Origin of the sequence: Pseudoalteromonas luteoviolacea CPMOR-1 (assembly GCF_001625685.1) — a bacterium.
Taxonomy (GTDB): domain Bacteria; phylum Pseudomonadota; class Gammaproteobacteria; order Enterobacterales; family Alteromonadaceae; genus Pseudoalteromonas; species Pseudoalteromonas luteoviolacea_K.
In genome coordinates this window covers 1-12,237 of sequence record NZ_AUYC01000066.1, presented here as the reverse complement: position 1 = coordinate 12,237, position 12,237 = coordinate 1, and the positions used below count along the sequence as shown (strand labels likewise).

General features: G+C 41.3%; 11 protein-coding genes and 2 tRNA genes. 8 read left to right on the top strand and 5 right to left on the bottom strand.

Annotation, left to right across the window (positions count from 1 at the left end):
* Positions 1–290 precede the first annotated feature (290 nt).
* Positions 291–650 carry a hypothetical protein gene (locus tag N473_RS22135; RefSeq protein ID WP_063369826.1) on the top strand — a complete coding sequence of 120 codons (360 nt, stop codon included), beginning with the start codon at positions 291–293 and terminating at the stop codon, positions 648–650.
* Positions 651–690: 40 nt separating this feature from the next.
* On the opposite strand, the gene N473_RS22130 is transcribed toward N473_RS22135, so the two are convergent.
* Both N473_RS22130 and queC read right to left on the bottom strand, forming a co-directional pair.
* Positions 691–921 carry a hypothetical protein gene (locus N473_RS22130; RefSeq protein ID WP_039608755.1) on the bottom strand — a complete coding sequence of 77 codons (231 nt, stop codon included), beginning with the start codon at positions 919–921 and terminating at the stop codon, positions 691–693.
* Positions 922–1,085: 164 nt separating this feature from the next.
* The gene (gene queC / locus N473_RS22125; RefSeq protein WP_063369825.1) at positions 1,086–1,742 is read right to left on the bottom strand and encodes a 7-cyano-7-deazaguanine synthase QueC; all 657 of its coding nucleotides are present in this window, start codon (positions 1,740–1,742) and stop codon (positions 1,086–1,088) included.
* A 146-nt stretch (positions 1,743–1,888) separates the two neighbouring features.
* On the opposite strand from queC, the gene queE reads away from it, so the two are divergent.
* Complete coding sequence (gene queE, locus N473_RS22120) at positions 1,889–2,554, top strand: 7-carboxy-7-deazaguanine synthase QueE (protein WP_039608757.1); 666 nt, start codon at positions 1,889–1,891, stop codon at positions 2,552–2,554.
* Positions 2,555–2,652: 98 nt separating this feature from the next.
* Here the strand turns inward: queE and N473_RS22115 are convergent, their stop codons facing one another.
* The 3 genes from N473_RS22115 to N473_RS22105 all read right to left on the bottom strand — a co-directional run bounded on the left by N473_RS22115 (position 2,653) and on the right by N473_RS22105 (position 7,282).
* Positions 2,653–3,555: a substrate-binding periplasmic protein gene (locus tag N473_RS22115; RefSeq protein ID WP_155735702.1), complete on the bottom strand. Its 903-nt coding sequence runs from the start codon at positions 3,553–3,555 to the stop codon at positions 2,653–2,655.
* Between the two features lie 279 nt (positions 3,556–3,834).
* The gene (gene cysK, locus N473_RS22110) at positions 3,835–4,803 is read right to left on the bottom strand and encodes a cysteine synthase A (protein ID WP_039608758.1); all 969 of its coding nucleotides are present in this window, start codon (positions 4,801–4,803) and stop codon (positions 3,835–3,837) included.
* Between the two features lie 178 nt (positions 4,804–4,981).
* The gene (locus tag N473_RS22105; protein ID WP_063369824.1) at positions 4,982–7,282 is read right to left on the bottom strand and encodes a carbohydrate binding family 9 domain-containing protein; all 2,301 of its coding nucleotides are present in this window, start codon (positions 7,280–7,282) and stop codon (positions 4,982–4,984) included.
* A gap of 198 nt (positions 7,283–7,480) precedes the next feature.
* Here N473_RS22105 and N473_RS22100 point away from each other — a divergent pair, with 198 nt between their 5' ends.
* The 6 genes from N473_RS22100 to N473_RS22075 all read left to right on the top strand — a co-directional run bounded on the left by N473_RS22100 (position 7,481) and on the right by N473_RS22075 (position 12,186).
* Positions 7,481–8,629, top strand: a complete 1,149-nt coding sequence (locus tag N473_RS22100) for a dicarboxylate/amino acid:cation symporter (RefSeq protein WP_063369823.1) — start codon at positions 7,481–7,483, stop codon at positions 8,627–8,629.
* Positions 8,630–8,766: 137 nt separating this feature from the next.
* On the top strand, positions 8,767–9,417 hold the full coding sequence (uvrY, locus tag N473_RS22095; RefSeq protein ID WP_039608761.1) for a UvrY/SirA/GacA family response regulator transcription factor: 651 nt from the start codon (positions 8,767–8,769) through the stop codon (positions 9,415–9,417).
* A 14-nt stretch (positions 9,418–9,431) separates the two neighbouring features.
* Positions 9,432–11,255, top strand: a complete 1,824-nt coding sequence (uvrC, locus tag N473_RS22090; RefSeq protein WP_063369822.1) for an excinuclease ABC subunit UvrC — start codon at positions 9,432–9,434, stop codon at positions 11,253–11,255.
* Positions 11,256–11,297: 42 nt separating this feature from the next.
* Complete coding sequence (gene pgsA, locus N473_RS22085; RefSeq protein ID WP_039608763.1) at positions 11,298–11,843, top strand: CDP-diacylglycerol--glycerol-3-phosphate 3-phosphatidyltransferase; 546 nt, start codon at positions 11,298–11,300, stop codon at positions 11,841–11,843.
* A 173-nt stretch (positions 11,844–12,016) separates the two neighbouring features.
* Positions 12,017–12,092 (top strand) — tRNA-Gly (locus tag N473_RS22080).
* 20 nt (positions 12,093–12,112) lie between these two features.
* A tRNA-Cys gene (locus tag N473_RS22075) sits at positions 12,113–12,186 on the top strand.
* Positions 12,187–12,237 lie beyond the last annotated feature (51 nt).

Genomic DNA, 12,237 nt, shown 5'->3' with positions numbered 1-12,237 from the left:
TCAATAAATGAGACTAATTTTTTATAGAGGAGGGGATACTAAAGAGTAATTTATGCGTCGTTAAATTCATTTTTGTTATAGTTTATAACTTCTAACTTTTGGCTATTCAATTAGAAAGATAGTGCTACCACTTGGTTTCAAATAATTAATAAAATTAAATGGTTTGGTGTGTTTTGAGGTTAATTTTAACATTTATATTCTTCATATGCTTGGAATATAGTATTAATTATATCCGTAATGGTGCTTAGTAAATTTCCCTTAAGCCTTCTTTATATCGCCTTGCTAAATTAATGTCATTTCCTGAACTTAAGGTGATCATTCTGCGAGCGCATTACCCTTCCGCACATGCGTTGATTGATGATTGGTATAATCATGGGAAGTACTTTGTCGTTTTTTTGCTGGATACTATTTGGCACTATTGCCTCAGTTTAATTGCGCAGAGCCATACGTTATTGATGTTCGCTTTATTGAGGTATAGTTTTATCATTTTGGATAGATATGGTTATTGGTATGGATTCACGCAGTATCAATCATTGGACATGGATATTGATTATTTTATTGACTGTGATGGGTGCTATATGATGCATGAGATAATAAAGCGCTTTGGTCTAGTCAAAATACTTTTTGGGTTACTTTGCCAATATAAATAAATTTACATGACGCCAGCAACATGGCTGGCGTACAGCACATTTAAAGACTTTTGATTTTTTTATCGACCTGATAGCCTTCGTCCGTTACGATTTTTTCAAGCACGGCAACACGGTCTTTTAAATGGGCAATTTCAGTTTTTAGTTGGTCACTTTCTTGTTTGTTGATGCCGCTCTGTTTCTTAGCATGTAAATACTTACTGTATAAATCGCTTATTACACCAAACCCAACGCTTACTAGTACGATCAAAAACACCATAGTAGTACCTGACATAAGACCAATCTCCTTAACTTGATTTGTTCTAATCATAGTTGATAACTGTGTTGAGTATAGTGACAAGTGTCAGATTAAATGTAAGAGAAAATGAACAAGAGAGTAGGAGAGAGCGTGTTTTGCTATACCCATGTTGAACTAGGGTATAGCAATTTCAGTGGAGTTTATTCGTATAGTAGAGGGTCTGTTGCATTGTTAAGTTCAAATGCTTCTAGGCGCTCTTGGCAAGCACCACATTTACCACACGCTTTTTCACGGCCATTATAGCAGGTCCATGTATGGCTATAATCTAAGCCCATTTTTAGACCGTCGGTTAATATATCAATCTTAGTGTTATTTAAATAAGGGCATACGATTGCAACTTCATCATAATTAGCAATGCGGCATACGTCGTCCATTTTTTTCACAAACTCAGGTCTACAATCAGGATAGATAGCGTGGTCGCCTGAATGCGCGCCATAAAACACTTTGTTGGCTTTTAAAGAGACCGCATAGCCAACTGCCAGCGAAAGCAAAATCATGTTGCGATTAGGCACTATGGTGCTTTTCATGCTTTCTTCTTCGTAGTGACCCTCAGGTACTTCGATATCATCAGTTAACGATGAACCTGCAAGTAGTTGGTTGATTGCAGATATATCAACAATTTTATGTGCTACGTTTAAACTGTCACAGACATTTTTAGCGACTTCTAGTTCTTTGACATGTCGTTGTCCATAGTTAAAAGACAGCGCATAGACTTCATGACCCTCTTGTAGGGCTTTGTTTAGCACGGTGTAAGAATCCATGCCACCAGAATAGATAACAACGACTTTTTCGCTCATTAGAGATACCTCGGATAAATGCCTCAGGTTTTGCCTCGATTTTAATAGAGGTTTGCTTCAGGGCGCGATATACTACACGGCCGCTGAAAAAATGACAATTTTAGCAGGTTATTTTCGCAAAATATATTGAGTAGTTTGGAGCTGTTTTGTACAAGATTAATGAAGTTTTTGAAACCATCCAAGGTGAAGCAAGCTTTACGGGTACCCCCTCTATTTTTGTTCGCTTACAAGGTTGCCCGGTGGGCTGCGCTTGGTGTGATACAAAGCAGACATGGGATGTGAACCCCACATATTTGGTAAGCTTGGATAAAACAGTTGAGAAAAAAGCTGACTCAGAGTGGTGGGCCAATGCAACGCCACAAGAAATAATCGCTATTTTTGAAGCGCGTAACTATACCGCGAAACATATCGTCATCACTGGTGGTGAGCCTTGCATGTATGACTTAAATGATCTGTGTAACACCTTGCACCAAGCTGGATATACAACGCAGGTTGAAACCAGTGGTACATTTGAGGTACTTGTACCAAAGGAGACGTGGGTAACTGTTTCTCCCAAAATTAATATGCGTGGTGGGTATGACGTACTCACTTCAGCTATGCAAAGAGCGGATGAAATTAAGCATCCTGTCGCGATGCAAAAGCACATTGACGAGCTTGAAGCCTTGTTTGAGCAAACCGGTGTAAGGCCTAAATTGATTTACTTGCAGCCGATAAGTCAAAAAGCGAAGGCAACCAAATTGGCCATAGACACGTGTGTTAAGAAAAACTGGCGCTTATCAATTCAAGTGCACAAGTATATCGGTATTAATTAGTTCTAAGGTCAGAGGTTTGGCTTTGTGTGTCCCGACTTTTGCTTGGGGATCTAATTGGCTAGAATATGGAACGAAAGCGGCAGCGCGCCGCTTTTTTGTTAATAGCACTCTGAACTGCCCATTTCAATAATACGCTCGGTTTCACCGCTGTTATTGAAGATATATAGTCCTTTGTTGATATCGTTTAGGACACTGCGCCAAGTTTTTTTCTTTTTACTCAACGCAAAAAACAGATTGTTGTATCGAAGTGCAGGCTCAACGTCTTCAAGTGCGCGCAGTAATGTCACTTTTTCCGATTTGGATAGGTTCGAATAACTAACGGTAAAACGTAGCACTTTTGGGTCGCCAATGATCAGATCTACGCGTTTGCCGACTAAAAGCTTAACTAACTGCAAGTCATCTACAGCTTTCACAATCACAAATTCGCCATTGTCCATCATGGCATCAAACTCAGGCGTATTTTGATATCCTCTTACAACGCCAATCGTGGTGCCTTTGAGGTCGTTTAAGTTGCCTTCAAATTTATCCCGCTCGCCTCGACGTTTAAGAAAACCAATCTCACCACCAGGGTAGGCATTTGATAATGCCAGTAACTCTCTTCTCGTTTTGCCGGGGAAGTTATCAGAGGGCGAAGCATCTTCAATAAAATATTCAGGGAATAATATATCAGCCTGACCTGATTCGGCGGCTTTAACAGCACGAGCCCAAGGCAAAAACTCGACATAAACGGGGTAACCTTGGTCGACCAGTAGTGAGATAGTGAATTGAAATACCCACCCTTTATTACATAATTGGTCGCCGATATAAGGTGGCCAATCTAAGGTGACTAAGTGTAATTGGTCTTTGGTGGGGTTTTTACTAAATAAGTAGCCATTTCTATGTGGCTCGCCGACGATCATTTGATATTGACCAGACTTAAAAAAGCCAACTTGTAAGCTTGCATTCGCAAGTGTGGAAAACAGAATGAAGTAGCCAATGATAAGGCTTATTACGAATTTCATGTGACTAAATCCTATCCATACATACTGCGTTACTTTAGCTCGGGTTTGTGATCAAAAAGTAGGTAAATCGAGGTATGCCTTAATTAAATTGCCTTGTTATACACCGATAATACGATCTTTTCGATACGCTGATATCATCTCTTGACCTGCAAAAGATACATGAGCCGAGTGACTGTTTGTTTTATTTACTTAGTCTAGTCAGAATCTTGAGAAAGGTGAAAGAGAAAGTGGCAGATAAAAAAGCCAGCGAGTCGCTGGCTTTTTTGATTTATATTTTGTTTACTGAACTAGCTCTTGCTCGCTGAACTCATCAGCAAACATTGGGCTTGAAAGGTAACGTTCAGTCGCACTTGGTAAAATTACAACGATGTTTTTGTCCGCATTTTCTGGTCTCTCAGCAATACGTTTTGCAGCAACAACTGCCGCACCAGAAGAAATACCGACAAGGATACCTTCGTCTTTCATTAATTGGTGTGCCATAGCAATCGCATCTTCGTTAGAGACTTGCTCTGCACCATCAATCAGTTCTAAATCTAAGTTACCAGGAATGAAACCTGCACCGATACCTTGGATCTTGTGTGGACCTGGCTTGACTTCCTCACCAGCAAGTGTCTGTGAAATAACCGGAGAGTCACTAGGTTCTACAGCAATAGATTTAACATCTAAGCCCTTTTCCGTTTTTAAGAAACGGCTAACACCTGAAATAGTACCGCCAGTACCAACACCAGCTACGAAGTAGTCGATATTGCCTTCTAGCGCATCGAAAATCTCAGGACCTGTTGTTTCGAAGTGGATTTTCGGGTTAGCTGGATTTTCAAACTGCTGTAAAAGTACGTACTTCTCAGGGTCGCTTGCTAAGATTTCGTTCGCTTTTTCGATTGCGCCTTTCATGCCCTTAGCACCTTCTGTAAGTACTAAGTTTGCACCTAATGCTTTTAACAGTTTACGACGCTCAAGGCTCATCGTATTTGGCATAGTCAGTGTCAACTTGTAACCTCGAGATGCAGCAACAAATGCTAATGCAATACCTGTGTTACCTGAAGTTGGCTCGATTAGTTCTTTACCTTCACCAAGTAAACCTTGTTTTTCAGCTTCCCAAATCATAGAAGCGCCGATACGGCATTTTACGCTAAAACTTGGGTTGCGTGATTCGACTTTGGCGTAAACGTTGCCACCGGTAACACGGTTTAGTTTAACGATTGGCGTTTGGCCTATTGCTAGGCTGTTATCTGAAAATACTTTAGACATAATGTTCCCTTGAATTGAGCTTAGGACTATTTCGTAATGTTTAATATAGCCACACTTTACTGGTCATATAACAAAACAAGAAGTAAAGAATGGCTATAAGATATATTAAAAAAGCTTATAGCTAGAATGAATAAAAAACAAGCTGTTAATTACTCAAAGTAATTAACAGCTTGTGTCATCAATGCAGCCAAGCATAGCTAAATTTGGCAAAAAAGGTTTTACTGTCTTTGGTGATGTCGCTGAGATCATCATCTTGATAGCCACTGTCTGAATAGCCGACAAATAGGACGGTTTCTGGATTAAGCTTATAGGCATATAAAAGTTGTGTACTGAGCTTTTTGTACTGGCTGTCGATCTCGTCAATATACTTTTGTTGATTACGTTCGATATCAAGGTTGATCACCGCTAAGCGTATGTAGCTGTTAATACCAAACTGATAGGTGAATCTGGCATCAGATAAATTGGCCGTGTAGACATTATCGCCTTCATGCTCCAATCGCTCATAGGTGTGACGTAACTTGACTTCAAAGTGGCGGCCTAAATTGAAATCGAGCGTGGGCTTGATGATATACCTTTGGCCTAAACGATTATTGGCAATGTCTAATTTATTACCGGTATTGAGTGTCAGGCCTGCGAAAACACCTGCTTTTGGTTTCACTTCTAAATACATCCACTGGAAGTTTTCAGTGAACATATCGGTATTGCCATCTATATTAAGGCGTGACTCGTCATGGCGTTGCCCAGTTCGCTTTCTATGATCAAATCCAAATTGTATGGTGCTTTGCAGTGGACCTTCTACTCTGAAATTTGACTGCACTTCTTTTTCTAGCAACTCACCGTTTTCATTGTGGGTAATGTCCCAGTCACTGTACCAATTAGCTCGATTCCACCAATTGTTTTCATCCCCATACCAACGATATTCAAAGCCAGTAACAAACTTATTGAAATCTACTTGAGACACAAACCCCAAGTCTGCACGCATTGCTGCGTCATAGTTGCGATATGAACCAAACGCACGCCAGTGTTTTCGGTTGTGTTCGTAGCTGGCGTAATAACCAACCCCGGTTTGTTCATCTTGATTTTGGATACGCAAAACACTTTCATCGATGTCACATGCCTCAATAGGGTCGTCGTCACACAGTTCATCTATAAAGTGTTGGTCATATTCGGTGTTAGTCGCAATAGCCTGAAGTTTGATGGTGTCATGCTTGGAAGGACGGTATTTGGTGTCGACACTGAATACCTTATTTTGATAATCCTCGCTTTGTCTCAATGTGCTTGTCACGCCTACAGATAACTCATCGCCAGCGTCATAACGGTATCTAAAGGCGGCATTTTCACTCTTTTGATCTAACGATACGATGCTTGACCCCAAGTTACCAGGTATGAGGACATGTGTTGCATCGTCATTGGCGATGAAGCCTGCAAACGTATGGCTACCCTGACTGCTGGTGGCTTTGACACCATAGTCTGGTGCGGCAACATTTCGGGTGTGTACAAGGTTTAAGTGGGAAGAAAAATAGTCACTGTTTTCCAAAAAGAAGGCACGTTTTTCTGGGAAGAATAAACTAAAGCTATTATTGACACTTAATTGACCTGTGTCCGCTTCAACCTGAGAGAAATCAGGGTTGAGTGTGAGGTTTAGAGTGGTATCTGGGGTGACTGCCCATTTAACATCTAAGCCAGGTTCATAATTGGTATCACTGTCGAAATCAGGTATGTCAGCCCCGTCAATGTCACGCGTTTGTGTATGTGCGATGGCGAGAGCAGGCGTGATAGTGAGGTTACTATTTTGTTTGGCGCTTTCAAATCCACTGACTGCTGGCATTTGGCATATCCAACAACTATTGCTGTGGTCTAATTGCATATTCGAAATACGGAGTCGCTCACTTCTCGGTAAAAAGCGTAAAAACTCCATCGCCATTTTTTTTCGACCCGGTGAATCACTGAAGTTCAGAACGCGCAAGGGGATTTTTACTTCTACTCGGTAGCCATCATCGGTGATATTTCCTTTACTTGACCAGATACCATTCCAAGATGTGTTTTCGTTTTTCGTTAACTCATTCTCAATTGAGTCCATTTGCACACCGAGCGGATTAATAAAAAACTGGTAGGCGTTTTGGCTGGTATTGAGTGAGTCGATTTTTATACCTACGAGATCATCATTCCAGATTTTGTCTCTATCTCTGTAATGTGCTCGAATGTCATTTGGGTTGGTATCTAAAGCGATAAACGCAATAAATAAGGCATCACCATTTTCGTATACCAGTGCTCTGGTTTTGACTGGACTCTGGGTGTTGTCATAAGGCCATGAGACGTTGTCTATTGTGATTTCTTTTGCCGATTGCCATACAGACTCATTAAGTTGGCCATCAATGGACGCTTCTTGCGCGATAAATGGGATTTCAATTGTTTGGGTTGATGCCGTTGCCTTTAGTGACAAAAGCAACGCACATATAAGACTGGTACTTCTAAACATGATAAGTCGTTTTTCGCAGGAACTTTAAGGTGTTAATTTAATAATAATAGTATAGAAGCAACAATTCATTCTCGTTGAACTGCGTTAATATCAGGTGAAATTAGGTGAATAGGCTGAAGGTAAAGTATCGAATTTGTATACCTAAGGGGTAAAAACATGATAAAAAGGGCGTTAGTTTAAATGTAAATCGAGCAAACTATGTCTCTAATAATAAAACTCGTCGCCGGTATCCTTGGCGGTATCTTGGCAGGTTTGTACTTGCCTTTAGGTCTGACTGAGCTGCTTTACACAGCGAAAGTCATCATAGGCCAACTGATCAGCTTTACTATTCCACTGATTATCTTATTCTTTATTGCATCGGGTATTGCCGGTTTGCCTAAAACATCAGGACACCTTTTAGGTAAGACGGTTGGTTTTGCGTACAGTTCAACGGTGATTGCTGGCACGCTTGCTGTGTTATTGGTTTTATTTGCGACAGGCTTTTTTGAAGGCAGTATCGCTTATGAAGCGGCAAAAGGGGCAGAGTTAAAAGGGTATATCCAACTAGAGATCCCACCAATCATGAGTGTGATGACGGCTTTGGCCGCTGCATTTATTTTTGGTATTGGTATTAGCCAGCTTAATCTACTTCAACTTAAAGATGTGGTCGATCAGGGTAGAGATGTGATCGATGCGCTGCTCGCAAAAGTCATTATTCCTGCGCTGCCATTTTATATTGCGGGTGTTTTTGCTGAAATGGCTGTTGCTGGCACGGTTGTTGATACGCTAAGTACATTTGGTGTGGTATTAATCGCAGCGGTCGGTATGCATTGGTTATGGTTAACAACCTTGTTTATTGTTACGGGGCTTATGCTTAAGCGCAGCCCGTTAGAACTCGTTAAAAATATGCTACCTGCCTATTTTACGGCAATTGGTACCATGTCTAGTGCTGCAACTATTCCTGTCTCTTTGAGAGCCAGTAAAGCAAATGGTGTTTCAGAAGAAGTTGCAAACTTTTCTGTTCCTTTATGTGCTACAATCCATTTATCCGGTTCGACGATTACAATCGTGACCTGTGCCATGGCGGTTATGTTTTTATCACCAACGATGGCGATGCCGTCTTTGCTGGAAATGTTACCATTTATCTTTATGTTAGGCATTGTGATGATTGCCGCGCCAGGCGCACCTGGTGGTGCGGTTATGTCTGCATTAGGCTTATTAACGTCGATGCTTGGTTTCGATGAAAGTGCAATTGCTCTGATGATTGCACTGTATCTTGCACAAGATAGCTTCGGTACGGCATGTAATGTCACAGGTGATGGTGTGATCGCATTGTGGGTAAACCGATTCTCTGAAAAAGGAGAATAAATCATAAAACCTAGTAATATAGTCGTATATTGATAGGTTGGTGTGATGTAACTGATTATGCTTTGTGAAATTATATGTTAATCTCGCAAAGCAAATCGAATAGATTTTTTACCAAGGGCTAGCGTGAGGATGTTCCATTGATTAACGTACTTTTAGTTGATGATCATGAACTTGTAAGGACTGGGATCAAACGCATTTTAGATGATGTGCGAGGTTTCAAGGTGGTCGGAGAGGCTAAAACTGGGGAAGAGGCGGTTACTTTTTGCCGTCAGAGTGAACCTGATATCGTATTAATGGACATGAATATGCCGGGGATCGGTGGGTTGGAAGCAACTAAAAAGATCTGTCGGTACTGCCCTGATGTTAAAGTTATTGTATTGACTGTGCACTGTGAAGATCCGTTTCCAAGTAAAGTGATGCAAATTGGGGCGCATGGTTATTTAACGAAAAGTGCCGGACCTGATGAGATGATCAATGCCATCCGTTCAGTGAATTCGGGCCAGCGCTATATTGCGCCAGAGATAGCGCAACAAATCGCTTTGGCACAGTTCAGTGGCAAAGTTGATGAAAACCCTTTCCAATCATTGTCCGATCGTGAACTGCAAATCATGTTGATGATCACCAAAGGTGAAAAGGCACAAGATATTGCCGAAAGACTAAACTTAAGCTCTAAGACGGTGAATAGCTATAGATACAGAATGTTCGAAAAATTGGACGTAAGCGGTGATGTTGAACTGACTCACTTAGCGATTCGTCATAAAATGATTGATATTGATAGTTCTCGTTAATCAAAATCAATTTAATGGCTGAATTTGATCACAAATCGTTTTTAAAAACGTTATCTACAGAGCCTGGTGTTTATCGTATGTATGATAAAGAACACCAGGTGATATATGTCGGTAAAGCTAAAAATTTAAAAAAAAGAGTAAGTAGTTACTTCCGCTCAAATCTCCCTGATAGTAAAACCCGCGTTCTCGTAAGCAATATTTTTAATATTGAAGTCACACTGACTAATACAGAAACAGAAGCGTTATTATTAGAAAATAACTTAATCAAGAAGTATCAGCCTCGTTACAATATTTTGCTTCGTGACGACAAGTCTTACCCTTACATTTTATTGACAGCGCACAAGCACCCTAGAATTGCCTTCCACCGTGGTGCTCGCAAGCAAAAAGGGGAGTATTACGGCCCTTTCCCGAGTAGTGCTGCGGTCTCAGAAAGCTTGCGTTTAATGCAAAAGATCTTCCCAGTTCGTCAATGTGAAGACGCCTATTATCGCGCTCGTAGCCGTCCATGTTTACAGTATCAGTTGAAACGGTGCTCAGCGCCCTGTGTTGATAAGGTTACTCAGAGTGAATATACCGAGCAAGTTGACATGGTCAGACAGTTTTTAAGTGGTAAGTCTCACCTAGTAGTCGAAGCGCTGGTGGCAAAAATGGAAAGTGCCAGCATGGCTTTAAACTTTGAGGCTGCTGCAAAATTCCGGGATCAAATAGCGCTTTTAAGGCAAATGCAGGAACAACAATCTGTGGCAGGAAACTTCGCCGAGATGGATGTGATTGGTTTTGCTCAGCGTAATGGCTTGTGTGCAATACATATGCTGATGATCCGCGATCATAAAATTTTGGGAAGTAAAACGTATTTTCCAAAAGTGCCAAAAGATTCTACCGAAGATGAGATTTTGACCTCATTTGTCGGTCAATATTATGTGTCCAATGGTTCAAATGCGCGTATAGCGAATGACATTGTTTTACCATTTGAGCTTGCTGAACAAAAGGAGCTCACAGAGGCACTGACTCAATTGGCACAACGCAAAGTTTATGTTCGTTCAAATGTTAGAGCGGAGCGAGCCAATTATTTAGCGCTGGCAACGAAAAATGCACTGAACAGCATCATGGTTAAACAGAGTGCACAAGATGCAGTAAGTAAACGTTATGCGCTATTGAAAGAGGCGGTTGGACTCGTTGATATACAGCGCATGGAATGCTTCGATATCAGTCATACTATGGGTGAAAATACGGTGGCATCATGTGTTGTTTTTGACGCCCAAGGCCCCAATACTAAAGAATATCGTCGCTACAATGTAACCGGGATCACACCTGGGGACGACTATGCGGCCATGGATTTTGCACTCCATAAGCGCTATTCGAAGGTGACCGATGAGTCCAAAGTGCCGGATATTATTTTTATTGATGGGGGCAAAGGGCAGTTAGCACGAGCTGAAGCATTTTTTGAAAATTGGAAATTAGATAAGATGCCCATGCTCATTGGTGTTGCTAAGGGCACCAGCCGTAAACCAGGGCTGGAAACGTTATTATTCGATGGCGGTCGCAAAACCATTAATTTGGAAAGTGATTCACCGGCATTGCATTTAATACAGCATATTCGAGATGAGTCGCATCGTTTTGCCATTGCAGGACACAGAAATAAGCGGCAGAAACAGCGAACTCAGTCGGTGTTAGAGGAAATAGGCGGTGTTGGGAATAAGCGGCGCCAGGCTCTATTAAAGTATTTAGGAGGGTTGCAAGGCGTTAAATCCGCAAATATACAACAATTGGGGCAAGTGCCTGGGATCAGTCCTCAGTTGGCTGAAAAGATATTTAACCATTTGCATGACAAAGCCTGATACTTCATGCGAACATATAGAAAAAGAATTCTTTAAGTAGTTATGTGGAATATTCCAAACACGTTAACAACATTTAGGTTGTTCCTTATCCCTGTCTTTGCGGTGGTATTTTATTTGCCTTATTCATGGGCGTTTTTTGCTGCGGCATTTATTTTCTGGTTGGCATCTGTAACCGATATTCTGGATGGTTATCTGGCTCGTAAATTAAACCAATCTACGCCTTTTGGCGCATTTCTCGATCCTGTTGCCGATAAAGTGATGGTGAGTGTTGCATTGGTTATGATTGCTGCTCATTATCAAAATGTGTGGATCACATTTGCAGCGGTTGTGATTATCAGTCGTGAAATAGTTATTTCAGCACTCAGGGAGTGGATGGCAGGTATCGGTAAAAGAGCCAGTGTAGCAGTCTCCTCTTTGGGTAAATTCAAAACTGCGGCTCAGATGCTGGCGATTATTGGTCTTATTTGGCAGTTTTCACCTTGGATGTTGATGTTGAGTTATATCCTATTGGCGACTGCGACGGTGTTAACGATCGTTTCTATGTTGCAGTATTTGATTGCGGCAAAAGGTGAATTGCTCAAATCTTGATTGATATTGAGCAATTACAGTACGGTTTAGATAAAAAATAAGCAAACAGTTAAAAACATTCATTTTTTATATTGACGCAATCAAGAAGTTCTGTAGAATGCGTCCGTGTTGAGAGACAACAGTCATCAAAACGAAATGTAAATAAAGCAACGAAAGTTGTCTAGATTTATGTTGCGAGTATAGCTCAGCTGGTAGAGCGCGACCTTGCCAAGGTCGAGGTCACGAGTTCGAACCTCGTTACTCGCTCCAACTTTTGATACTGAATTGACGGCGGAATGGCAGAGTGGCCATGCAGCGGATTGCAAATCCGTCTACCTCGGTTCGACTCCGGGTTCCGCCTCCATTTTTCTCAATATAATCCACATGCGAAAGCAACCCGATGCCCGGGTGGTGG